Genomic DNA, 23229 nt, shown 5'->3' on the forward strand with positions numbered 1-23229 from the left:
CGGGTTTTGACATGCCGTGGCCGGCAGAGTCGGAGAAACGGTGGTCCGGCGAGGAGGAAAATTGAACAACGACAAGCATCGATCGTGCTGTCCCGGCGCGGGAAAGCGCCAGCAACTGCCCGCCGTTTCGGCGCATGCGTGCGCGTCGGGCATCCACAGCACGGGCGCCGGCGTGCCGTCGAACCGGGACATCGTCTGGTTCGAGGCCGGCAAGAGCTGGGTCGGCACCGATACGCCCGTCATCAAGGCGGACGGCGAGGGGCCGCGGCGGCGCGTTACGCTGCGCGCGTTCGGGATGGATCGTTATGCCGTCTCGAATGCGCGGTTCGCGGAGTTCGTCGCCGCGACCGGGTATCGCACGGAAGCCGAGCGCATCGGCTGGAGCTACGTGTTTCGATCGTCCGCCGTTTCCGCGAACCATCTGGTGGGCACCGCGGACGCGCCGTGGTGGCTGGCGATCGACGGCGCGAACTGGGCGGCGCCGGAGGGGCCCGGTTCGACGCTTGGCGGGCGGGAGCAGCATCCGGTCGTGCATGTTTCGTGGAACGATGCGTGCGCCTTCGCGGCGTGGTGCGGCGGCCGGCTGCCGACCGAGGCCGAGTGGGAGCATGCGGCAAGAGGCGGCACGCAGGCGCGCCGGTATCCGTGGGGCGATGAGGAGCCGTCCGACGAGATGCAGTGCTGCAATATCTGGCACGGCGTGTTTCCCCATCTGAACACGTCGCCGGACGGGTATGCCGGCACGGTTCGGGTCGATGCGTTTTCGCCGAATCCCGCCGGGTTGTACAACTGCAGCGGCAACGTGTGGGAATGGTGCGCCGATCCGTTCCTGACGCAGTCGTTGTCGAGCGCGGGAAAGGCCCGGAACCGTCAGGCGCTCGCGGAGCGGGAGCACACGCTGAAAGGCGGCTCGTATCTGTGTCACCGCGACTACTGTTATCGCTACCGCATCGCCGCCCGGACAGGCCGGCCGCGGGATACGTCGACCGGACACACGGGCTTCCGGATTGCGTACGATGCCGCGCACGAATGACTTGCGGCGTGCCGGCGGAGCGGCCGGGCGTTCTTGAATGGCCCGGCGGCCTGCATGCCGCAACGGTGGCGAATCGATCCTGGCATGCCGGCCATGTTCCCGTTCGACGCGATGTCGAACCGTGCCGATGGCGCGGCGATGCACGGGAGGCCGGTGCGGTTTGCCGGGCCACGTCGCGTGACGTGGCTCCCGCGCCGTTCCGTCAGGCCTGCGAAAAATAATGATCGGTGGCGGCATTCAAGGTAGATTGACGTTTTCGCGATCTCGAACGCCACGGAGTGCCGCGCATGTTGACCTATTCCGTCCAGAAAGTCGGCTACAACTTCGATCAGCTGGATCCGCAAGGCGCGACGGACTACGCGTCGTTCATGCACGCGTTCGACGCGTTCCCGTGGGTCGCGCAGCATGCGCAGTGGGACGACACGCAGACGGGCCCGTTGCCGGCCCTCGTGCTGCAGCATGCCGACGATCAGCGGGAGTTGTGGGTGACCGCGCTGAGCGATGCACATGCGTCGGGCTTCCAGTTGTTCGCCGTTTCGATGCGGATGAAGAAGGGGCTGTTCGGCCTCGGAAAGGGCAAGCTGGAGCGGAACGTCGACACGATCGACGTCGAATCGCGCGCGGACGTCGACACGTTGTGCCGGCTGTTTTGCGACCGCCGGTACGACGAACTCGACCGGCTGGCGGCGCGGCACGCGGAGCGCAGCGCGACGGCGTCTGGCGGCGACAGCGACGATTGATCGCTGTCGCGCATCCGCATCAGGTGCCGCCGCATGCACGATGCCGGCGGTCTAAGTCTCTTTCGTACCGGCCGCCGCCGCGCGCGGAAACGTCAGCACGACCGCGAACCCGCCCGCGTCGGGAAACGCGAATCCGACGCGCCCGCCGTGCGCCTTCATCACTTCCTGCACGATCGCGAGCCCGAGGCCCGACCCGGTGCGCCGCTCGCTGCCGTCCGGCGCGATCCGCACGAATGGCTGCAATGCGGCGTCCCAGTGTTCGCGCGGGATGCCGCGGCCGTTGTCGGTGACGGTCAGCGTGATCGCGCCGTCGGGGTGACCGGCGGTTGCGACCGAAACGACGATGTCGTCCGCGTGGCCGTGCAGCAACGCGTTGTGCAGTACGTTCGACAGCGCTTCCTGCAGGCTGATCGCGTCGCCGTCGATCCACGCCAGCGGCGCATCGCTTGCGAACGCCACGGCCACATCGCGCTCGCCCGCGAGCGGAATCGTGCGGCCGAGCACGTCCTTCGCGAGCGCGACGAGTTCGACCGGTTGCAGCGGCACGGCTTCGGTGCGATGGATCACCATCGCGTGATTGAGCAACTGGCCGGTGAGACGACCGACGTCCGCGCTGGTCGCGCGCAGCGCGTCGAGGCGTGCCGCATGGCGCGCGGGATCGGATTCGCCGTCGAGCAGTTCGATCTGCGCGTCGAGCCGCGCGAGCGGCGTGCGCATCTGGTGCGCGGCGTCGGCGATGAAGCGCTGCATCGCGTTGATGCGTTCGGCCAGGCGGTGTATCAATCCGTTGATCGACCCGATGATCGCGTCGATCTCGCTCGGCGTGTCGAAGGCCACCGGCCGCAGGTCGGCCGGGTCGCGCGCGGCGATGATCGTGCCGATCTGCGCGAGCGGGCGCAGCCCGCGCCGGATCGCGAGGCCGCTCGCGCCGATCGCGAGCACGCTCATCAGCAGGATCAGCGTCCATACCTTGAGGCTCATGTCGTTGGTGAGCTGCTGGCGTGCGTTGGTTGTCTGCGCAACGGTCACGAGCGCCCAGCCCGGCGTGCTTTCCTCGGGCATGTAGCGCGCAATCGTTGCCGTGCGGATCCGGTGCCCCTGGTACAGGCCGTTCGCGAACGCCGGGCCCTGTTTCGCGGCGGCGAGCGTTGCGGGGCTCGCGAGATCGCCGTAGCCGGCCACGACGATGCCGCGCGAATCGACGACCTTGTAGTAGACGAGGTCGTAGCGCGACAGTGTCGACAGCGCGGCCACCGGCGGATTCAGCGCGAGCACGCCGCCCTGCACGTAGAGGTTTTCCGCGACCTGGATCGAGGCGCCGGCAAGCAGCTGGTCGTACGCGCGTTCGGCCGCGACGCCCGCGTAGTAGCGCGCGATCGCCGCGAGCGCGAGCGCGCCGGACGCGACGACGAGCGCGATGAACAGCAGCGTGCGCCCGAACAGCGTCTTCGGGAACCAGTCAGTGCGCGGCAATCTGATACCCCATCCCGCGTGCGGTGCGGATCTCGACCGAGCTGCCCTGCAGCTTCCTGCGCACGCGTGTCACGTATTGCTCGACCGCATTCGCAGTCGGCTCGTTGCCGAAGCTGAACAGCTGGTTCAGCAGTTCGTCCTTCGAGAAGATGCGTTGCGGGCGGCTCGCGAGGATTTCGAGCAGCGCGAATTCCTGGCGCGACAGCGACAGCGGCTGGCCGTCGAGTTCCGCGAGGCGGCTGCTGCGGTCGATCACGAGGCCGCCGAGCGTCAGCACGTCGTTCGCGTGGCCGCTGTTGCGGCGCAGCAGCGCCTGCACGCGCGCGTCGAGTTCGCGGTAGTCGAACGGTTTCACGAGGTAGTCGTCGGCGCCGAGGCCGAGGCCGCTCACGCGGTCGTCGATCGCCGAGCGCGCGGTGACGAGCAGCACGGGTGTCGTGCTGCCCGACGCGCGCAGGTTGCGCAGCACGGTGAAGCCGTCCATGCCGGGCAGGTTCGCGTCGAGCACGACGAGGTCGAAGCGCTCGACGCGCAGCAGCCCGTTCGCGGTTGCGCCGTCGGTCTCGAGATCGACGGCATGGCCGAGCCGCGCCAGGCGGCTGCGGATCGCCGCGCCGATTTCGGCATCGTCCTCCACGACGAGAATGCGCATGGTGCCGTTTCGCAGATGAGTGGGTTAGGGGTTTTCCCGGGGCCGGGATGTCAGCATTTTCTCAGACTCGGTCGATAACCTGTGTCGAGCCGGATGCAGCACGCAAGGACGGCATTAATACCAGAAATATTCAAGGAGACGGCAACATGCAGCATGTCACGGGCACGACGAACGCGCGACGCAGCGCGACGCGGGCTTTCGCGTGGCCGTCTGCCGTGCGTCGCACGGCGGCCCGCGCATGACGACGTCGCCGCGCCGCCGCGCATTGATCGCCGCCGGCATCGGCATGCTGGCCGCGCCGCCGCTCGTGCGCGCGAAGCCGCGCACCGTCCGGATCTCGAAAGGCTTCGGGGTGCTGTACCTGCCGCTGCTCGTGATGGAGAAGCAGCGGCTGTTCGAGCGGCACGCGGCGCGCCACGGCGTGCGCGACGTCGCGGTCGACTGGGTGCTGCTCGACGGCGGCAATTCCGTCAACGACGCGATGATGGCCGGCACGCTCGATTTCGCGGGCGCCGGCGCACCGGGTTTCATCGAGCTGTGGGCGCGGGCGCGCGGCATTCCGAACGTCGAGGTGATCGGCATCAGCGGGCTGTCCACCACGTCGCTGTCGCTGAACGCGAACCGAGCGGGCCTCGTGTCGCTGCGCGACTTCACGCCGTCCGACCGGATCGCGGTGCCCGGCATCCGCACGTCGCTGTCGGCGGTCGTGCTGCAGATGGTCGCGAGCCGGCAGCTCGGCGCGAAGCATTTCGCGCAGCTCGATTCGATCACCGTGAACCTGCCGCATCCGCAGGCGATGCAGGCGCTGATCCGGCGCGAGAACGGCGTGACCGCGCACTTCACGTCGCCGCCGTTCTCGACGCTCGAGCTGCGGCAGCCGGGCATTCACCGCGTCGTGAATTCGGTCGACGTGCTCGGCCCGCTGACGCTCGACGTCGTATTCGCGCCGAAGCGGCTCGTCGATACGGACCCCGCGCTGGCCGTCGCGTTTCTCGGCGCGCTCGACGAAGCGAACTGCCTGATCGCGCAGGACCCGCGCGCGGCGGCCGCGCTGTATGCGGCGTCGTCGGGCGTCGGCGTGTCGCACGACGACGTGATGCGGATGCTCGCCGCGCCCGACACACGTTTCTCGGTACTGCCGAACCAGCTGATGGACTACGTCGAATTCCTGTACCTGGCCGGCACGATCAAGGCGAAGCCGCGCGCATGGCACGAGATGTTCGCGCCGATGCTCGACGACTACCGGTCGCGCTGATGCCGCCGCTTCCTTTCCCCGACATGCCCCGCACCCGCGCGATCGTTGCGCGCGGCGCCGATTCAAACGACATGCAACCGCTATGCAACCGATTCACGCAAGGAGCCTGAAGTGAATGCTACCGACACCCTGGACCCCGCGTCCGCCGAAGAACAGCGCATCATGTCGAAGATGGCGCGGCGCCTGCTGCCCATCCTCGTCGTGATGTTCCTGATCGCGTTCATCGACCGGCAGAACGTCGGCTTCGCGAAACTGCAGATGGTGCACAGCCTCGGGATGACGGAAGCCGCGTTCGGGCTCGCGTCGTCGCTGTTCTTCATCGGCTACCTGCTGTTCGAGGTGCCGAGCACGCTCGCGCTGCATCGCTACGGCGCGCGCGTGTGGCTCGCACGGATCATGCTGACGTGGGGGCTGATCACGGTGCTGATGGGCTTCACGACGTCGATGCCCGCGTTCTGCGCGCTGCGCTTCGTGCTCGGCATCGCCGAGGCCGGCTTCTATCCGGGCGTGATCTATTACCTGACGTTGTGGTTTCCGCAGAGCTATCGCGCGAAGGTGCTCGGCATCTTCACGCTCGGCAGCGCGCTCGCGAACATGCTCGGCTCGCTGGTCGGCGGCGTGTTGCTGAGCCTGAACGGCGTGTGGGGGCTCGCGGGCTGGCAGTGGGTGTTCGTGGCGACGGGCATCCCGGCGGTGATCGTCGCGATCGTCGTGTTCCGCGTGCTGCCCGCGTCGGTGCGCGACGCCCGTTTCCTGGACGACCGCGAGAAGCAGATCGTCGAGGCCGCGCTCGAACGCGAGAAACCCGCGCAGGCCGAGCACGGCCAGCCGTGGAAAGCGCTGCTCGACCCGCGCGTGATGCTGTTCGCGGCGACCTACATGCTGATGTCGACGTCGCTGTACGGCGTGACGTACTGGCTGCCGACGCTCGTGAAATCGTTCGGCGTGTCCAGCACGACGAACGGCTTCCTGAGCATGCTGCCGTGGGCCCTTGCCGTGCTGCTGCTGGTGTGGCTGCCGGGGAAACTGCGCCGTGCGAAGAGCATCCTGCGCACGATCGCGATCGTCGCGGCGCTTGGCGCGCTCGGCTTCCTGCTGAGCCTCGTGCTGCCGTCGACGCCGCTGCGCTTCATCGCGCTGGTGCTCGGCGGCGCATGCATTCCGCTGCTGTATCCGTGCTTCTGGTCGATGCCGCCGCGCTACTTCACCGGCGCGCGGGCGGCGGCGAGCGTCGCGGCGATCAACTCGATCGGCAACCTCGGCGGCTTCTTCAGCCAGAACCTGATGCCGTTTGCCGGCAAGGTCACGGGCACCGCGTTCGGGCCGATGATCGTGCCGATCGTGTGCCTCGCGCTGCTCGGAATCGGCGCGCTGGTCGCGTGGACCCGCTCGGAGCGGGGGATGGTGGCGGTGCGGGCGTGAGGCGCGGCGCGCGGCGCGGCCGGATTGTGGTCCCGGACACGTTGGTTAGGCCAAGTGGCCGACTGCACGTGTAAAAGAGGGTGTGCTACCATGCATTACATGTGTAATGCATGGAGTGTGCGATGAAAACTGCGACCATGCCGGCGCTGCGTGTCGATCCGCAATTGCGGGAGGCGGCAGAGTCGGTCCTTGAGGAAAACGAGACGTTGTCTGCGTTCATGGAGTCGGCGCTTCGCGATGGTATCGCGCGTCGTCGCCTGCAGCGCGAGTTCGTCACCCGTGGCCTCGCATCGCGCGACGAGGCGCGCCGTACCGGCGAATACGTCGATGCCGCCGACGTGCAGGCTGAACTCGAGGGCATGCTGAAGGCTGCGAGAGCAGCGAGGGCGGCTGATTGATCTATCGGGTCCGATATACACGTGCGGCCCGTGAAGATCTGGTGCGGATGTATCGATACCTGCTCGAACGCGATATCGATGCGGCGGCGCGGGCTGCGGACGCGATCGAACAAGGTGTCGCCGTGCTCCGGATGTTTCCGTTCACATGCCGCAAGATCGACGATGGGAATCCGTTCCTGCGTGAGCTGATCGTGTCTTTCGGCAAGTCGGGCTATGTCCTGCTGTTCGAAATTGAAGCGACCGAGCAAGTCACGATTCTAGCCGTGCGACATCAACGGGAAGACGACTACCACTGAAGCATGATCGACGCGGCAGCCGGCATTCGCCGACATTACCGCCGCGATCAGCGATCAATCCTCGCCCCCCCATTCCCGCCATGCGCGACCGCAGCAGGCGCAGGCGACAGCGGAATCTCCACCTCGACCGTCGTGCCCTCGCCGAGGGTCGTCGCGATCCGCAGCGTGCCGCCAACGAGATACGCACGCTCGCGTAACCCGACCAGCCCGAACGATCCCGATTTGCGCGGCACGCCGGGATCGAATCCCGCGCCGTCGTCGCGAATCGTCAGCTCGATCGCCTGGTTCGCCTGCACGAGCGCGACGTTCGCATGCGACGCGGCCGCGTGCCGTGCGACGTTCGCGAGCGCTTCCTGGGCGATGCGGAACACCGCCGTCGCGTAAGGCTCGTCGAGTTGCAGTTCGGGCGGGTCGACATGCAGCGCACAGTCGATGCCGTGACGGTGCCGGAAATCCTCCACGAGCCATTGCATCGCGGCGGCGAAACCGAGATCGTCGAGCATCAGCGGGCGCAGGTCCGACGCGATGCGGCGCGTCGCGGCCACCGCGCCGCGCGCCAGCGTGTGCATCGCCGCGATCTTGCGCGCCAGCAGCGCGTCGTCCTGCGGCACGCGATCGATCAGCCATTCCAGATCGTTCTTCAGTGTCGCGAGTGTCTGCGCGAGTTCGTCGTGCAGCTCACGCGCGATGCGGCGTTGCTCGGCTTCGCGTGCGCTCGCGCTGATCGCGGCGATCTCGCGCAGCTCCTCGCGCGATGCCTGCAGCGCACGCTCGGCGCGCACGCGTTCCTCGACTTCGCGCCGCAGGTCGCGGTTCGACGCGCTCAGTTGCGCGGTGCGTGCGGCAACGCGCTGTTCGAGCCGTTCGTTCGCGTCGTTCAGCTGCGCGCTCTTCTGCACGACGAGCAGATGCTGGTAGCGCGCGCCGGCCAGCGCGCGCACCGTCTGCGCATGCAGCCGGCCGTTTTCGAACAGCATCGCGAACAGCACGACGCCGGACGCGACCAGACCGTACGCGCGCCCCGCGTAGAAGCCGAGATCGTAGCGCCCGTGATTCAGCATCGCCGACAGCGCGATGTCGAACAGCCACGCGACGAGCACCGTCATCACCCACAGGTCGAGCACGGAATGCCGCCGCCGCCGCTGCCACATCAGCATCAGCGCCACCAGGTTCAGCCCCCAGACGATCGTGATCGCGTTCGTCATCGTCGCGGCCATCCGGTTGCCATTCATGATGCGCGGCAGCAGGTCGTGGCCGACCGTCGCGAGCAGCGCGAGCGCGGCCGTCGCACCGAGCGCGGCCGCGATGCACAGCACCACGGGAATCGCCGCGCGGCGTTGCGGAGCCGGGATCGGGCCCGCGGCACGCGATGCCGCACGCAGCAGCGCGAACGCGGCGACCGCCAGCGGGAAGCCGCCGTGCCAGAACAGGTAGAGCCAGGCGGTGGTCTGGTCGCCGGCGCCGAGCAGGCCGGTCGGCGCGAACAGCCCGGGAAAGGTCAGCATGTGGGTGCCGGCCATGAAACCCGTGAACAGGTAGCCGCCCGCGAGCACGAGCAGCGGCTTCTCGCGCAGGATCGCGTACTGGCCGAGCAGCAGGCCGGCCGTCACCATGTCGTTGACGACGATCGCCGACTGGTACACGGGGATGAACGCCCAGCCCGGCGCAAGCGGCCTGCCCGCGAATGGCGCAAGCGCGGCGAAGATCACGGCGGACACGAGCACGGTCGCGAGCGCGAGCCGCCGTTCGCGCCGGCCCGGCGGCAGCGACGACATGAACAGGCGCGACGCGTCGGAGGTGTCGTCGTCCGGGGGCGAGGGCGGAAGGTGGAAGGCGGCCGTCATGCGTCGCCGCCGGGGTCGAGGTCGTGGCGCACCGCGTAGCGGACCAGCGCGGCTTCGTGCGGCAGTTCCATCTTCTCGAGGATCCGTGTCTTGTACGTGCTGACCGTCTTCGCGCTGAGCGCGAGTTCGGTCGCGATCTGCGTGACGGTCTGGCCGGCGACGATGCGGCGCATCACGTCGAGCTCGCGCGCGGACAGCCGTTCGTGCGGCAGTGCCGCGGCCGGCGCGCGCAGCGTGAGCGCGAGGCTTTCGGCCGCCGACGGGCTCACGTAGACGCCGCCCGCCGCGACCTTGCCGACCGCCTCCACGAGCTCCGCGGTCGCGCTGTCTTTCGTCAGGTAGCCGGTTGCGCCGGCCTTGAACGCGCGCGCCGCGTATTGCGCCTCCGCGTGCATCGTCAGCACGAGCATGCGCAGCGACGGCGCGTGGTGCTTCACCAGCCGGATCAGCTCGATGCCGGTCGGCGCGGGCATCGACAGGTCGAGCAGCAGCACGTCGGCGGCACCGCGCTCGACCAGCGCGAGCGTGGCCGAGCCGTCGCTCGCCTCGCCGACGATTTCGAAACCGCCGGCCGTTTCCAGGATGTGACGCAGTCCGTCCCGCATGACTGCGTGATCGTCAGCCAGAATTACCCTGATCATCTAGCGATCCTCTTCGGGATGACGCCGCGCCCTGCTGTCCGGTGGTCGCCGCGGCCGTTCTTCTGATCAATATATTCCGCCGAATCCGAAAACGGTACACATCCGGGAAATTTTCGAGATGGGTTTTCGATGAATGTGTACTGAAACGAAATAATTTCCGGGAAAACATACGCGGCGGGGCGGTCGCGAATCAGGGTATTCCCGGACGATCGCGGCGGCGGGCGCCGGGCGGGTTGCGGGTCGCAAGCCGTCCAGCGAACCGCCCCGCGAACCGTCCGGATTCGGGACTAAACTGGTGCCCGATGCCACGACACTAACGAGGAGCCCCGTGATGATCGATCTTGCCGATATCCTGCCGTCCGCACTGCCTGCCGCCGTCGCGTGGGCCGAAGCGGAGGCGGCGCGCGGGATCGCGCAGGGTGCGCCGCTGACGCCGGCGCAGGCCGACGACGCGCGCGCGGTGGGCGTCGCGCAGCCGGAGCGGACCCGCTTGGTGATCGTCGAGCGCATGCCGTTTCCGGAGACGCCGACGCTCGCCGCGATCGCCCGCGACACGGGCCTGTTGTCGCCGGGGACGATCGGGCTCACGCTCGGTCATGCGGTGTACGTGCTGCGCGGACAGGACACGCGCCGCCTGCTGACCCACGAATTCCGCCACGTGCATCAGTACGAGGCCGCCGGATCGATCGGCGCGTTTCTCGCGCGCTATCTGCAGGAGATCGCGACGGTCGGCTACCACGACGCGCCGCTCGAGGCCGACGCGCGGCAGCACGAATTCGATTGATCCGCCAAGCCCGCGCGACCGCGCGCACCGCCCGATGAACGCTCGCCATGCCATCGCCGGCCCGGTGTTCTCACGCCGGCTCGCTTCGCCATGGAGCGTGCAATGAGCGACACGATCCACGCGTGGATCGGCGCGATCGCCGCACATCCGCTGCTCGTGCTCGCGGTCGTGTTCGTGACCGCGTGCGCCGAGGCGATCGCGCTGATCGGCACGGTCGTGCCGGCCGGCGCCGTGATGTTCGCGGCCGGTGCGCTGATCGGCGCGGGCGCGCTCGACGGCTGGACGACGATCGGCGTCGCGGCAGTCGGCGCCGTGATCGGCGACGGCATCAGCTACGAGCTCGGGCGGCACTACCGCGGGATGATCCGCAACGCATGGGCGCGCTTCGGTTATGCGAACGCCTACGGGCGCGGCGAGGAGTTCGTGCTGCGCCATGGCGTGAAGAGCATCGTGCTCGCACGTTTTCTTGCGCCGGTGCGCGCGGTCGTGCCGGTCGTCGTCGGCTGCGCGACGCTGCCGCGCCGGTCGTTCTATCCGGTCAACATCGTCTCGGCACTCATCTGGGCGCCCGTGCACGTCGCGCCGGGTATCGTGTTCGGTGCGTCGGCCGCGCTCGCGGCGGCGATCAGCGTGCGGGTTGCCGTGATCCTGCTGGTGGTCGCGGCGCTGGTCGCGCTCGTGTGGATCGGCGTGCGCATCGCGCTGCGGCGCGGTTGGCCGCTGTTGCGTCGTGCGCTCGTCGAAGGGGGGCACGCATGCGCGCACCGCTGGCCGCGGTTCGGCGCGCGGCTGCACGGCGCGATCGCATACGTGCGCGGCCTGCCGGGCGCGGTGCCCGCGCTCGCGCTGTTGTTCGTCGGCTGTGTGTGGCTGTTCGCGGGCCTCGTGCAGGATGTCGTCGCGAACGATCCGCTGACGCACGCGGACATCGCGCTGTATGCGTTCCTGCAGAACCTGCGCACACCGCCGGTGGACGCCGTGATGCGCGCGCTTGCCGTATTGCACGGGCACGATACGGGGCTGATCGTCGCGGCCGCGTTTCTCGTCTGGCTGATGATCCATCGCTGCTGGCTGACCGCCGCGTGGTGGCTCGCGACCGTCGGCGTCGCCGTCGTGCTCGTGCCGGCGTTCGGTGCGGGCGTACCCGGCGCGACGCCCGCGAGCCTGCCGCCCGGCGCGCTGCACGTACCGCTGCCCGATGCCGAAGCCGCGTTCGCGATTCTCGCAAGCAGTGGCCTCGGCTGGGTGCTGACGCGTGACCGGCCCGCGCGGTGGCGGATCCCGGTCGTGACCGCGGTGGTGCTGTGGATCGTGCTCGGCGGTTTCGCGCGGCTGTATGTCGGAGACACGTGGCTGTCGGGCCTGCTGGGCGGCTGGAGCCTCGGGCTGGCCTGGTTCGCGTTGCTGGCCGGTGCCCATGCGTACTGGCGCGTGCGCGAGCACGTGCAGCCGAGGGGTGCGCTCATCGCGGTGACCGTGGTGCTCGCGACGGCCGGCGTATGGACGGTTCCCGCGCAATGGCAGCTCGACCGCGCGGCGCGCCCGCATGTCGGCGACGTGGTCGCGATGACCGTCGACCAGTGGCTGCGCGGCGGATGGCAGCGCGTGCCGGTGCGGCGTACCGAGATCGGCGGCGACCGCGAGGAATATCTGCCGCTGCAATGGAGCGCGACGTCGGACACGCTCGACCGGCATCTCGCGCAGGCCGGCTGGCAGCGCGCGACGCCGTGGTCGCCCGCCACCGCGCTGCGCTGGCTGCTGCCGCAGGCGCCCGCCGACGCGCTGCCGGTGCTGCCGCGTTACACGCACGGCGAAAGCACGCGCCGCGTGTTCGTGCGCGTCGATCCGGGCCAGCCGGAAAGTCGCCTCGTGCTGCGGCTGTGGCGTTATCCGTACGTGTTGCAGGACGCGCTCGGCATGCGGCCGCTGTGGTACGGCGCGTTGTATCGCGAGACGCTGCATCGGCCGGCGCGGCTGATGACGGTCGTGCGCTCGACGACGATCGACGATGCGGCGTCGATCGCGAAGGCGCTGGCGGTCGAGCCGACGATCGAGCATCCGCCGGCGGGGACGACGGCCGCGCCGGCCGAGATGCTGCTGGTATGGATGGTCAGGCCGTGAGCGGGCCGTGCGCCGCTTACGCGTGCGCCGGCTGCGCGGGGACGACGGACAGGCGCAAGCCGACGGTCTTGAGCACCGCGAGCAGCGTTTTCAGCGTCGGGTTGCCGTTGGGGGACAGCGTGCGATACAGCGATTCGCGGCTGATGCCGGCTTCGGCCGCGACCGCGCCGAGCCCGCCGTACGCTTCCGCGACGGTGCGCAGCGCGAGCAGGCCGGCCGCGCGGTTGTCGGGATCGTCGAGCGACTCCATCGCGACGCGCAGATAGGCCACTGCGAGTTCGCGGTCGGCGCCGAGTTCGGCGACTTCCGCGTCGTGGTGCGATACCGCACCTTTGAGCTTGGTCATGTTTGCCTCCGTTTCCAGTTCGACCAGTGTTCCTTGGCGCGCCAGATGTCGTCGGGTTGGCTGCTTTTGTCGCCGCCTGACAGCAGCAGCACCAGTGCGCCGCCATACCGCCCGAAATACACGCGATAGCCGGCGCCGACGTGGACGCGCAGTTCGATCACGCCTTCGCCGACAGGCTCGCAATCGCCGAAGTTGCCCGTCTGCACGCGGCGCAGGCGTTCGCGAATCCGGGCCTGAGCAAGCTTGTCGCGCACGGCGTTCAACCATTCGGTGAAGGGCTCGCGACCATCGTCGCGCTGGTAGCGAAGAAGTTCGAACTTGGAGAGCATTGTAACTTATAAGCTACAAAAAAGGTGGATGAGAAAGGAGGCTGTCGTGCGCGTTGCCGGGTGGTGTGCGCAGGGGCGTGCGCGCATCGGCGAGCCGGAACGACACAGGACGCCGCATGCGTGGCAGTTGCAGTGCAGGCGGCGAAACCGGCTTCCCGGACGAAGATCATTCTTTCATCCGTTACCTGGCGTGGCGATTCGGCCGAATGGCCGGTGTCGATGGCGCGTGCCGAGGGCACGCGCCATGAGCGGGACGTGAAGCAAGTGCGCGAACAGTCCGACGGCGGGCGCATCGCGCGGTGCGTCCGCCGGAAAATCCTCGTGCGTTACCGTTGCATCGTCATGCCGTCGCGGCAACGCGTGCCGACGCAAACTCCGCCAGCGTGCGCAACGCGTTCCGCGCCGAGCGCAGGTAAAACGACTGCAGATGAAACACATGCCAGCGCGCCGCATGAATCTCCAGCCGGCACGGCACGCCGCAGGCCTGCGCGTGACTGGCCAGCCGCTGCGCGTCCGACAGCAGCACTTCCTGGTCGCCGGCCTGGACGAGCATCGGCGGCAGGCCGCTCAGGTCGGTATCGAGCGGGCCGCGGGCCGCCGCCGATCCGGCGCCGTGATACCAGCGCAGCCCTTGCTCGAGCCAGCCGCGGCGGATCATCGGATCGTCGTGGCGGCGCGAAGCCAGCGTCGCGCCGCCGAGCGCGGGATCGGTCACGGGCGAGATCAGCAGCAACGCGGCGGCGGCCGGCTCGCCGCGCTCGCGCAGCGCGATGGCCAGTGCCAGTGCCAGCGCACCGCCGGCCGAATCGCCCGCGAGCGCGATCCGGTGCGGCGCGTAACCCTGCGCGCGCATCGCGTCATAGACGGCCAGCGCGTCGTCGAGCGCGGCCGGGCCCGGATGCTCGGGGGCCAGCCGGTAATCGGGCACCCACACCGGCAGGCCGGCATCGTTCGCGAGCCGCGTCGTCACGCCGCGATGCGTATGCGGCCCGCCGAGGCAGAATGCGCCGCCGTGGAGGTAGAGGATCGCGCCGCCCGTGTCGCCGCGTTTCGGCGCAACCACTTCGACCGGCACGCGGTGCGCGTGCGTACGGTAGCGCAGCGTGCCGCCCGTGCCGGGCATCAGCGGCGACAGCAGCGCGACGACGCGGCGTTGCATGCGTGCACCGAACGGCGGCCCGATCAGCGGCCGGAACGCCACGCGCAGGAAACCGCGCAGCGAGGCGGCCGTGAGCGCCTCCAGCGGGCCGGCGGGCGGCGCGACCACGACGTCGCGCGTCGGGGCAGCCGATTCGGGCACCGGATGCGTGAAGCGGTAGGCGGACATCCCGGTGAAGCGGGTGATCCACCGGTAGGTCAGCGTGAAGCCCGGCCAGTTCGTGCTGTTGTGTCCCGATGCATCGACATACCAGCTCTTGCAACTGTTCCACACCGATCCTTCGAGCCGCTGCTGCACATGCGCGTTGAAGCGCCGGTAGCGGCGCGCGTCGACGTCGATCTCGCGCGCGCCGTTGCGCCGCATCGCGTGCAGGCAGCGCATCACGTGCGCGATCTGGCTTTCGAGCATGTAGACGATCGAGTTGTGGCCGAGATTGGTGTTCGGGCCGTACAGCATGAAGAAGTTCGGAAAACCGGGCACGGTAAGCCCGAGATACGCCTGCGCGCCGCGCCGCCATGCGTCGTTCAGGTCGAGCCCGTCGCGGCCCGTGATGCGCATCGGCGACAGGAACTCGGTCGCCGCGAACCCCGTGCCGTAGACGATGGCATCGACCGGATGATGCACGCCGTCGACAGTCTCGATGCCGCGCTCCGTCACGCGCCGGATCCGCTGCGTGACGAGTTCGACGTTGTCGCGGCTCATCGCGGCCAGGTAGTCGCTCGACAGCAGGATGCGCTTGCAGCCGATCGGGTAGTCGGGCGTGAGCCGTGCGCGCAACGCGGCGTCCGGCACGTCGCGCGCGAGCAGCTTGCGGAAGGGCCGGCCGACCGCGACCTTCATCAACCCGTGCAGGCGCGTGAACGCGATCGCGCGCGATTCGTAGCGCAGGTAGATCGATGCGCGATGCAGCTTCATCGCCCACGGAAGCGTGCGGAACAGCGCCTTTTCCCACGGACGGTACGCACGGTCGGGGCGCGGCATCACGTAGGCCGGCGAACGCTGGAACACGGTCAGGCGCTGCACGTCGCCGGCGATCGCGGGGACGAACTGGATCGCCGACGCACCGGTGCCGACCACCGCCACGCGCTTGCCGGCGAGCGCATAGTCGTGATCCCAGTGCGCGGAGTGGAATGCGCGGCCGCGGAACGTGTCGATGCCGGGCAGGTCGGGCATCGCGGGGCGGCTCAGTTGCCCGGTGCCGCTGACGAGCACGGCGGCGCTCAGCGTCGTGCCGTCGGCGAGCGTGACGCGCCACAGCGCGGCGGCTTCGTCGTAACGCGCATGCGCGACGTCGGCGCCGAAGCGCAGGTAGCGCGCGAGGCCGTACTTGCGCGCGCAATGCTGCAGGTACGCATGGATTTCTGGCTGCGGTGCGAACACGCGCGACCAGGCCGGATTGGGCTCGAACGAAAACGAGTACAGGTGCGAGGGCACGTCGCACGCGGCGCCCGGGTAGCTGTTGTCGCGCCACACGCCGCCGACGTCGTGCGAGCGCTCGACGATCGCGAAATCGTGGATGCCGGCACGTTGCAGCGCAATGGCCATGCCGATGCCGGCGAAGCCGGCGCCGATGATGATCGCCGCGAGCGGTGCGGCGGAGTCGGTCAGGTGGGCAGCGTCACGCGACGACATGGCGGGTCTCCTCCGGCTGGACGGCTTCGTGCGCGGCGCGCGAAGCGGGAACGGTATCCGTCGTTGTCCTGACGGTTTCGCGCTGCGGCCGCGCGGACGTGCGGCATACGCCGCGGATCAGGTCGACGGCCTTCTCGGCGATCATGATCGTCGGTGCGTTGGTGTTGCCGCCGACGAGCGTCGGCATGACCGATGCATCGACGATGCGCAGCCCCTGCAGGCCGTGCACGCGCAGCTGCGGATCGACGACGGCGAGCGCGTCGTGCCCCATCCGGCACGTGCCGACCGGGTGGTACACGGTGTCGGTGCGTCGCCGCAGCACGTCGCGGATTTCATCGTCGGTGTCGACGTTCGCGGTGAACAGGTCGCGCGTGGTCCAGCCGGCGAGCGCCGGCGCTTCCATCAGCCGTCGCGTGAGCCGGAAGCCCGCGACCATGTCGTCGAGGTCGCGCGGATCGTCGAAGAACGCGGGGTCGATGCGCGGCGCCGCGAGCGGATCGGCGCTGTCGAGCGTGACCGAGCCGCGGCTGCGCGGCCGCAGCAGGCACACGTGGCACGACAGCCCGTGGCCGGCGTGCAGCTTGCGCGCGTGATCGTCGACGAGCGCGACGACGAAGTGCAGCTGGATGTCCGGTGCGTCGAGGTCCGCGCGGGTCTTCAGGAAACCGCCGCCTTCCGCGAAATTCGACGTCAGCATGCCGCGCCGTTCGCGGCGAAAGCGCGCGAGCTCGCGCAGCATGCGCAGGCCGCCGCGCGCGGATACGCCCATCGTATCGACGCTGCGCGTGCGGTAGCCGAAGATGAAATCCGGATGATCCTGCAGGTTGCGGCCGACCCCGGGCAGGTCGGCGTGCACCGCGATGCCCCGTTGCCGGAGCTCGCTGCCGGGGCCGACGCCCGACAGCATCAGCAGTTGCGGCGTTTGCAGCGCGCCGGCCGCGAGCACGACTTCACGCCGTGCGCGCAGTGTGCGGACCTCGCCGTGCTGCCGGACTTCGACGCCGGTCGCGCGCGTGCCGTCGAACAGGATGCGCAGCACCTGCGCATGCGTCTCGACCGTCAGGTTGTCGCGGCGGCCGATGTGCGGCAACAGGTACGCGCGCGCCGCGCTCCACCGCTCGCCGTGCTTCTGCGTGACCTGGTAGATGCCGATGCCTTCCTGCTGCGCGCCGTTGAAATCGTCGGTGAGCGGCAGGCCGGCCTGTTGCGCGGCTTCCAGGTAGCGCGCATGGAACGGGTTGCCGGTGCGCAGGTCGCTCACCCACAGCGGGCCGTCGCGGCCGTGCCACGCATCGTCGAAGCGCTCGTTGTGCTCGCTCAGGCGGAAGTACGGCAGCACGTCGTCGTAGGCCCAGCCTTCGTTGCCGAGCGCGGCCCAGCCGTCGTAGTCGACGCGATGGCCGCGGACATAGACCATCGCGTTGATGGCCGACGAACCGCCCAGCGCCTTGCCGCGCGGCTGGTAGCCGATGCGCCCGCCGAGGCCGCGCTGTGGCACCGTGTCGAAGGCCCAGTTGTTCACGCGGGTCGGCATCATCGCGACCGCGCCGGTCGGCACGTTGACGAGCGTGCCGTCGCCGCGGCCGCCGGCCTCGAGCACGCAGACGGTCACGGCCGGGTCCTCGGTCAGCCGCCCGGCGACGACGCAGCCGCCCGACCCGCCGCCGACGACGATGTAGTCGAAAGTCCTGCTCATGGGTTCATCCTCCGATGGTCGATGGATCAGGCGGGGCGCGGCAGCGCGCACGGGCGGCCGGCGCGCTGCCGGGCAGGGGCAGGGGTTCGTGCAGGCACGGCGCGCCGGCGTGCGAAGCGGGCTGCGGGATCGGTCGGGCGACTGCGTCGCATGGTGTCTCCTCCGGGGGCGTTGGCGTCGTTCGGGCGACGACTGGATGACGCCGATGGTGCTGGCCGCATGGGAAAACACCAATGCTGCTTCGGGACAATTGTTTTAGTATTTGGGCCAAATCGGCGCTTCGAGGGTTTCTCCGCATGAGCTTCTGGGATTTCACCCGGAGTCCGGCCAGCGCCCGGCTGCTGGTCGATTTCGGCGACGAACGCGGCGTGCCGCCCGCGACGCTGCTGGCCGGCACGGGGCTCGCCAACGCGCAGCTCGACGATCCGAAGGTCGAGGTGACGGCCGCGCAGGAACTGCGGCTGACCGGCAACCTGCTGCGCGCGCTCGGGCGCGCGCCGGGCCTCGGGTTCGAGGTCGGCCTGCGCTACCACTTCTCCGCGTACGGCGTGTGGGGCTACGGGCTGATCGCGAGCGCGACCGCGCGCGACGCACTCGCGCTGGCGATGCGCTTCCTGCCGCTCACCTAAGCATTCACCGTGATCACGTATCGTGAAGAGGACAGCACGTGCGTGCTCAGTTTCGGCGCGCCGGAACTCGATGGCGCGCTGAGCCGGTTCCTCGTCGAGCGCGACATGTCGGCGGCGGCCGTATTGCTGCGGGAAATCGGCGGCGACGCATTCGAGCTGTCGCGCTTCACGGTGCAGGCAACGCGCGCGCCGTCCCTACCGGTGCCGCGCATCGCCGGCGTCGAGCCGGTTTTTTCGGCGCGCGCGAACAGTCTCGCGTTCGATCGCGCGTTGCTCGACCGGCCGCTGCCACACGCGAATCCGCTGACGGTGTCGATGTGCGAGCAGATGTGCAGCCAATTGCTCGAAGCGCGGCGCGCGCGGGTGGGCACGTCGGAGATGGTGCGCCAGTACCTAGGCGCGACGCCCGGCCCCGCGCCGTTCTCGCTCGAGGACATGGCGCGGCTGCTGAACACGAGCCCGCGTACGCTCAAGCGCCGGCTGCAGGAGGAGGGCACGACGTTCCGGGCGCTGCTCGCGCAGGCGCGCGGCGCGATGGCCGAGACGCTGCTCGGCGATGCACGCCTGTCGCTCGCGGAGGTGGCCGAGCGGCTCGGCTTCAGCGACCTGTCGAGTTTCTCGCAGGCGTTCAAGCGCTGGTACGGTGTGCCGCCGGGCGCGTATCGCAGCGCGGCGCAACGGGACGGCGGCCGTTCCTGAATCACGCCGCGATCGCCGGCTGTCCGGCCGGCATTCCAATCAAGAGAGAACCCGCATGATCACGATTCGCCCGATGACCGACGACGATTTCCCGCGCTTCTGGCCGACCTATCGCGCCATCGTCGCTGCTCAGGAAACCTATGCATTCGATCCCGATGCGACACCCGAAGCGGCGCGCGCGTCATGGCTCGATGCGCCGCTCTGCACGTGGATCGCCGAGGAGGACGGCGTGGTACTGGGCTCGTACTACCTGAAGGCGAACGCGGCCGGCCCCGGCAATCACGTATGCAATTGCGGCTACATGGTGAGCGAGGCCGCGCGCGGCCGTGGCGTCGCGCGCCTGATGTGCGAGCACTCGCAGCAGGTTGCACGCGAGCGCGGTTTCCTCGCGATGCAGTTCAACTCGGTCGTTTCGACGAACGAGGTGGCGGTCGCGCTGTGGCAGAAGCTGGGATTTGAAATCGTCGGGCGCCTGCCGCGTGCGTATCGTCACGCGCGGCTCGGGTTCGTCGATTGCCTCGTGATGTTCAAGTGGCTCGGCGACAGCGACACACCTGCCGCCGGAGCCTGAGCGCGCAACGGCCGAATCAGACGGCGAACGCGCCGTCGAACACGATCCGGTCGTCGAGCGCGAGCGTGCCGCGCGCGAAGATCAGGTCGAGATGGTGGCTGCCGTTTTCGCCGCCGCCGAGCCCGAGGTGCAGGCCCGGATGACGTTCCTCGAACCCCGCATTGCGGCCATACAGCCCGCGAATGCCGAGGTTCGTGCCGATGCCGAATTCCTCGATCCGCCGGTGATTCGGATGCCGGTCGAGATAGGCCGAGAAATCGCGCCGGAAGCCCGTGTCGTCGGTATCGAAACCGACGATCGTGCTGTTCTCGACCTGCAGCGTCGCGAGCCGCTCGGCCACCTTGTACTTGATCGAGAACGGCACGGTGCCGAGAAACGTGCCGCTGAAGACGATCGTGCCGTTGAGATCGGTCACGTGCGTCGCGATCTCGCCGGGCACGACGTCGAGGTTGCCCATTCCGTCCACGCTCGTCCATTTCTGGTCCGGCGCGAGCGAGCCCGCCAGCGTGTTCCCGGCTTCGTCGATGAAACGGATCTGCGATGCGCGCGCGGCCGCGTCGATCAGCCGGCCGTTGCGTGCCGCGATGTCGTCGAGCGATTCGGCGAACGCCTCGTCGAGATGCGGGCCGTAATCCTTGAACAGCACCGACTTGCTCCAGTGCTCGACGATCGCCGGGCGGATCGCGGCGAGGAACGGCGGCCCGCTCGGCGACGGTGTCGGCAGGCACGACGAGTCGTACAGCAGCACGAACAGGTCGGCTTCATCGAGTGCGGCGGTGATATCGGCGGGCGGGGTGCTTTCGAGGCAGAGGGTCGTGGCGTCGAGTGAATCGGGCAGGGCGGCAAATGCGCGCAACGCGATGTCGCGGTTGCGGGTGTCGTGACCGACCAGCAGTTTTCCCGATTCGCCGCGCGCCAGTTTGTCGCGCAGCGCGGGGTGGAAGCCGAGTGCGCGGTGCAGGTTCAGCATGCGTGTCTCCGGAAGCGGCGGAAGGGCCGCGGCCCTTCCGCGAGAACGGGTGGCCCGCTCAGACCGGCCAGAGCGCGGTGCCGAACGGCACCACGGCGTCCTCGACCATCATGTCGATGGCCTCGGGGTGCGTGTCTTCCTGCATCCAGTCAAGCAATTCGATCTGCTGGGTGTCCTGCATGTCAATTCTCCTGTGGTGAACATGAGTGTTTCAACATGAAAGCGCGGCTAAAAAGTTGCCACTCCTCATCAGGTATTTCGTGAATACCGGATGAGTGGCGTTGATATTAGTCTGACGAATTTGCGAATGCAATGCGTTGCAAGGATTTTAGCGTCGGCGTGCTAAACAACGCGGAATGACGACACACGTACGGTAAAAGGCGGGTAAAGAGAGCGACGGATTCAATGTCATTTTTTCAATGAAATGAATCGGAATCGATGTATCGTATTCGGCGAATTTTTATCGGAATTTCGATAGCCTCGATCATGGCGACCGACGTCGTGCGCGGCAGCGATGCATACGAAGGCATCGCCGGTCGGCGCGGGCGTGTCGGCGGCCCGATGCCGTGTCAGCCGAGCAGCGCCTTGCCGAGCGGTTTGGCCGGCTCGGAGCGGAGCACCAGCGACGTCGTGACCGCGCCGAAACGGGCAATCGCGTCGATGATGGTTTCCAGTTGTCCCGGTGTCGGCACGAGTACCTTCAGCAAGAAGCAATCCTCGCCGGTCATCCGGTGAACCTCGATGACGTGCGGCATTTCGGCGAATGCGCGCAGCGCGGGCTTGATGTGTTCGTGCGTCGTCTTCAGCCGGATGATGGCCATCATCCCCAACCCCAGCGCCGCCGGGTCGATTCGCGCGCCGTAGCCGGCGATGATGCCGCGTTCTTCCAGCCGCTTGACGCGCTCCGACGTCGCCGGCTGCGACAGCCCGATGCGCCGGCCCACCTCGGACAGCGGCATCCGCGCGTTTTCCTGTAGTGCCTCGAGGATCGAAAGATCCAGGCGATCGAGCTCTCCATTCGACATATCCGTTCTCCCGCTCCGTTAATTCATCGGCATATTGTCTCAATAACCGATGACTTGCCATTCCCGGCCGGTTTCCGGCGGACGAGACTGAGCGCTCGCCTGTTCATGGAGACGGAGATGGAGATGGACCAAACGATCGTGATCGTGCCGGGGATCGGCAACTCGGGACCGGATCATTGGCAGAGTCACTGGGAGGCCGCGATTCCGGGCGCCATCCGCATGGCGCCCGCGTCATGGGATGCCCCCGACCTGCGCGACTGGATGGCGGCGCTGGATGAAGCCGTCGCACAAGCCGCGGCGCCGCCGGTGTTGATCTGCCATTCGCTGGGGTGCCTGCTGTTCGCGCACTGGCGCGCGGCGTCGGCGCGCGTCGTGCGCGGCGCATGGCTCGTTGCGGTGCCCGATCCGGGCGGCCCGCGTTTTCCGGCCGCGGCGCGTGCGTTCGCGAACGTGCCGGGCGGCGATTTCGGCGGTTTGCCGGTGCTGGCGATCGCCAGTTCGGACGACGGGTACGACCCGTCCGGGCGCGGTATCGCATGGGCGAGCGCACGTGGCGCGACGCCGCTGCGGCTCGGCCCGCGCGGCCACCTGAATGCGGAAGCGGGATTGGCGCAGTGGCCGGAGGGGCGTGCGTTGCTGACGGCCTTCATGGCCGGATTGCCGCGCTAGCGCCGGCAAGCGGCTGCCGTCCTTCCACGCGTGCTTGCCCGTGACGGCTCAAGTATGATCGGTCGACAGAATCGGAAGCCTCGACGGACAGTCGGGACCGGCGCGTGCGAAACGCCGGTTCCGTCGCGTCGACTCCCCCGGCTTCGAACGACAAAGGAGACACGCGATGCGCGCAGCGCCGCAACCGGAGCCTGCCGGCCCGTCGCAGCCGGACACCGGCGCGACCCGCCATACCCCCGAACGTGACCCCGATCGCATGGCCGCGTGGCGGCTCGCGATCGGCCTGTCGCTCGGCAGCGCGATCGCGCTCGGCCTCGCGCGCTTTTCGTATGCGCTGCTGCTGCCGCCGATGAAGGCCGATCTCGGCTGGACCTTCGCGCAAGCGGGCGCGCTGAACACGGCGAACGCGGCCGGCTACCTGATCGGTGCGCTCGCGTTTCCGTTGCTGTCGCGACGCTGGCGCGCGGGCACGCTGCTCGCGGCCGGGTGCGTGCTGACCGCGTTGCTGATGGCCGCGTGCGGGCTCACGTCCGGCATGCACGCGCTGCTCGTGCAGCGGCTCGCGACTGGCGTCGGCAGTGCGCTGATCTTCATCAGCGGCGGCGTGCTGGCCGCGCGGCTCGCGTCGGCATCGCCGCGCGATGCGGGCCTGCTGCTCGGCCTCTACTACGGCGGCACCGGATGGGGCATCGTCGCTTCGTCGCTGCTCGTGCCGGCGTCGCTCGCGCAGGGCGTACATGGCTGGCAGCCCGCGTGGTTCGCGCTCGCGTTCGCATGCGTGCTGTTCTCGGCAGTGGCCGTGTCGGCCGCGCGCCGCATCGAGCGCGTGCACGCGGCACCCGCCG

General features: G+C 68.8%; 22 protein-coding genes and 1 pseudogene. 12 read left to right on the plus strand and 11 right to left on the minus strand.

What is annotated here, in order from left to right; genetic code table 11:
- Nucleotides 1–61 precede the first annotated feature (61 nt).
- Entirely contained in the window at nucleotides 62–1033 is a 972-nt protein-coding gene (locus L810_RS10765) for a formylglycine-generating enzyme family protein (RefSeq protein ID WP_021158394.1), read from the plus strand.
- A 287-nt stretch (nucleotides 1034–1320) separates the two neighbouring features.
- Complete coding sequence (locus tag L810_RS10770; RefSeq protein WP_021158395.1) at nucleotides 1321–1773, plus strand: hypothetical protein; 453 nt, start codon at nucleotides 1321–1323, stop codon at nucleotides 1771–1773.
- A gap of 51 nt (nucleotides 1774–1824) precedes the next feature.
- Here L810_RS10770 and L810_RS10775 read toward each other — a convergent pair whose 3' ends face one another.
- Both L810_RS10775 and L810_RS10780 read right to left on the minus strand, forming a co-directional pair.
- The gene (locus tag L810_RS10775) at nucleotides 1825–3246 is read right to left on the minus strand and encodes a sensor histidine kinase (protein ID WP_021158396.1); all 1422 of its coding nucleotides are present in this window, start codon (nucleotides 3244–3246) and stop codon (nucleotides 1825–1827) included.
- Nucleotides 3233–3898, minus strand: a complete 666-nt coding sequence (locus tag L810_RS10780; protein ID WP_021158397.1) for a response regulator transcription factor — start codon at nucleotides 3896–3898, stop codon at nucleotides 3233–3235. The genes L810_RS10775 and L810_RS10780 overlap by 14 nt, the downstream gene beginning before the upstream one ends.
- A 238-nt stretch (nucleotides 3899–4136) precedes the next feature.
- Here L810_RS10780 and L810_RS10785 point away from each other — a divergent pair, with 238 nt between their 5' ends.
- The 4 genes from L810_RS10785 to L810_RS10800 all read left to right on the plus strand — a co-directional run bounded on the left by L810_RS10785 (nucleotide 4137) and on the right by L810_RS10800 (nucleotide 7269).
- Nucleotides 4137–5153: an ABC transporter substrate-binding protein gene (locus tag L810_RS10785; protein ID WP_021158398.1), complete on the plus strand. Its 1017-nt coding sequence runs from the start codon at nucleotides 4137–4139 to the stop codon at nucleotides 5151–5153.
- Between the two features lie 111 nt (nucleotides 5154–5264).
- Complete coding sequence (locus L810_RS10790; RefSeq protein WP_021158399.1) at nucleotides 5265–6575, plus strand: MFS transporter; 1311 nt, start codon at nucleotides 5265–5267, stop codon at nucleotides 6573–6575.
- Between the two features lie 122 nt (nucleotides 6576–6697).
- The gene (locus L810_RS10795; RefSeq protein ID WP_042974040.1) at nucleotides 6698–6973 is read left to right on the plus strand and encodes a YlcI/YnfO family protein; all 276 of its coding nucleotides are present in this window, start codon (nucleotides 6698–6700) and stop codon (nucleotides 6971–6973) included.
- Nucleotides 6970–7269, plus strand: a complete 300-nt coding sequence (locus L810_RS10800) for a type II toxin-antitoxin system RelE/ParE family toxin (protein WP_042974033.1) — start codon at nucleotides 6970–6972, stop codon at nucleotides 7267–7269. Before L810_RS10795 ends, L810_RS10800 begins: the two co-directional genes overlap by 4 nt.
- Nucleotides 7270–7316: 47 nt before the next feature.
- Here the strand turns inward: L810_RS10800 and L810_RS10805 are convergent, their stop codons facing one another.
- Both L810_RS10805 and L810_RS10810 read right to left on the minus strand, forming a co-directional pair.
- On the minus strand, nucleotides 7317–9113 hold the full coding sequence (locus L810_RS10805) for a sensor histidine kinase (RefSeq protein ID WP_021158403.1): 1797 nt from the start codon (nucleotides 9111–9113) through the stop codon (nucleotides 7317–7319).
- Complete coding sequence (locus L810_RS10810; RefSeq protein WP_042974036.1) at nucleotides 9110–9754, minus strand: response regulator; 645 nt, start codon at nucleotides 9752–9754, stop codon at nucleotides 9110–9112. Before L810_RS10810 ends, L810_RS10805 begins: the two co-directional genes overlap by 4 nt.
- Nucleotides 9755–10085: 331 nt before the next feature.
- On the opposite strand from L810_RS10810, the gene L810_RS10815 reads away from it, so the two are divergent.
- Together L810_RS10815 and L810_RS10820 are read left to right on the plus strand one after the other, a co-directional pair.
- A complete protein-coding gene (locus L810_RS10815) occupies nucleotides 10086–10538 on the plus strand; it encodes a hypothetical protein (protein WP_021158404.1) in 453 nt (150 codons plus the stop codon).
- Nucleotides 10539–10640: 102 nt separating this feature from the next.
- The gene (locus tag L810_RS10820) at nucleotides 10641–12659 is read left to right on the plus strand and encodes a VTT domain-containing protein (RefSeq protein ID WP_021158405.1); all 2019 of its coding nucleotides are present in this window, start codon (nucleotides 10641–10643) and stop codon (nucleotides 12657–12659) included.
- A 16-nt stretch (nucleotides 12660–12675) separates the two neighbouring features.
- Here the strand turns inward: L810_RS10820 and L810_RS10825 are convergent, their stop codons facing one another.
- The 4 genes from L810_RS10825 to L810_RS10840 form a co-directional block, all read right to left on the minus strand.
- Nucleotides 12676–13005: a helix-turn-helix domain-containing transcriptional regulator gene (locus tag L810_RS10825; protein ID WP_011356110.1), complete on the minus strand. Its 330-nt coding sequence runs from the start codon at nucleotides 13003–13005 to the stop codon at nucleotides 12676–12678.
- Nucleotides 13002–13334, minus strand: coding sequence for a type II toxin-antitoxin system RelE/ParE family toxin (locus L810_RS10830; RefSeq protein WP_021158406.1), 333 nt, complete (start codon nucleotides 13332–13334; stop codon nucleotides 13002–13004). Before L810_RS10830 ends, L810_RS10825 begins: the two co-directional genes overlap by 4 nt.
- 340 nt (nucleotides 13335–13674) lie before the next feature.
- Nucleotides 13675–16125, minus strand: a complete 2451-nt coding sequence (locus tag L810_RS10835; RefSeq protein WP_021158407.1) for a flavin-containing monooxygenase — start codon at nucleotides 16123–16125, stop codon at nucleotides 13675–13677.
- Complete coding sequence (locus L810_RS10840; RefSeq protein WP_021158408.1) at nucleotides 16112–17821, minus strand: GMC family oxidoreductase; 1710 nt, start codon at nucleotides 17819–17821, stop codon at nucleotides 16112–16114. The genes L810_RS10835 and L810_RS10840 overlap by 14 nt, the downstream gene beginning before the upstream one ends.
- Before the next feature lie 296 nt (nucleotides 17822–18117).
- On the opposite strand from L810_RS10840, the pseudogene L810_RS10845 reads away from it, so the two are divergent.
- Together L810_RS10845 and L810_RS10850 are read left to right on the plus strand one after the other, a co-directional pair.
- Nucleotides 18118–19149, plus strand: a pseudogene (locus L810_RS10845) (AraC family transcriptional regulator).
- Nucleotides 19150–19204: 55 nt separating this feature from the next.
- Nucleotides 19205–19720: a GNAT family N-acetyltransferase gene (locus L810_RS10850; protein WP_021158410.1), complete on the plus strand. Its 516-nt coding sequence runs from the start codon at nucleotides 19205–19207 to the stop codon at nucleotides 19718–19720.
- Between the two features lie 16 nt (nucleotides 19721–19736).
- Here the strand turns inward: L810_RS10850 and L810_RS10855 are convergent, their stop codons facing one another.
- The 3 genes from L810_RS10855 to L810_RS10865 form a co-directional block, all read right to left on the minus strand.
- Nucleotides 19737–20690 (minus strand): Leucyl aminopeptidase (aminopeptidase T), encoded by a 954-nt coding sequence (locus tag L810_RS10855; RefSeq protein WP_021158411.1) that lies wholly within the window; start codon nucleotides 20688–20690, stop codon nucleotides 19737–19739.
- Nucleotides 20691–20748: 58 nt separating this feature from the next.
- Nucleotides 20749–20871: a hypothetical protein gene (locus L810_RS49035; protein WP_021158412.1), complete on the minus strand. Its 123-nt coding sequence runs from the start codon at nucleotides 20869–20871 to the stop codon at nucleotides 20749–20751.
- A gap of 388 nt (nucleotides 20872–21259) precedes the next feature.
- Nucleotides 21260–21715 carry an Lrp/AsnC family transcriptional regulator gene (locus L810_RS10865; RefSeq protein WP_011356102.1) on the minus strand — a complete coding sequence of 152 codons (456 nt, stop codon included), beginning with the start codon at nucleotides 21713–21715 and terminating at the stop codon, nucleotides 21260–21262.
- A gap of 123 nt (nucleotides 21716–21838) precedes the next feature.
- On the opposite strand from L810_RS10865, the gene L810_RS10870 reads away from it, so the two are divergent.
- Nucleotides 21839–22384, plus strand: coding sequence for an RBBP9/YdeN family alpha/beta hydrolase (locus L810_RS10870; RefSeq protein ID WP_042974041.1), 546 nt, complete (start codon nucleotides 21839–21841; stop codon nucleotides 22382–22384).
- Nucleotides 22385–22550: 166 nt separating this feature from the next.
- Nucleotides 22551–23229: YbfB/YjiJ family MFS transporter (locus tag L810_RS10875; protein ID WP_042974037.1), on the plus strand; the 679-nt coding region annotated here is incomplete at its 3' end.

Source organism: Burkholderia sp. AU4i, from assembly GCF_000466765.1.
In the GTDB taxonomy this organism is placed as follows: domain Bacteria; phylum Pseudomonadota; class Gammaproteobacteria; order Burkholderiales; family Burkholderiaceae; genus Burkholderia; species Burkholderia cepacia.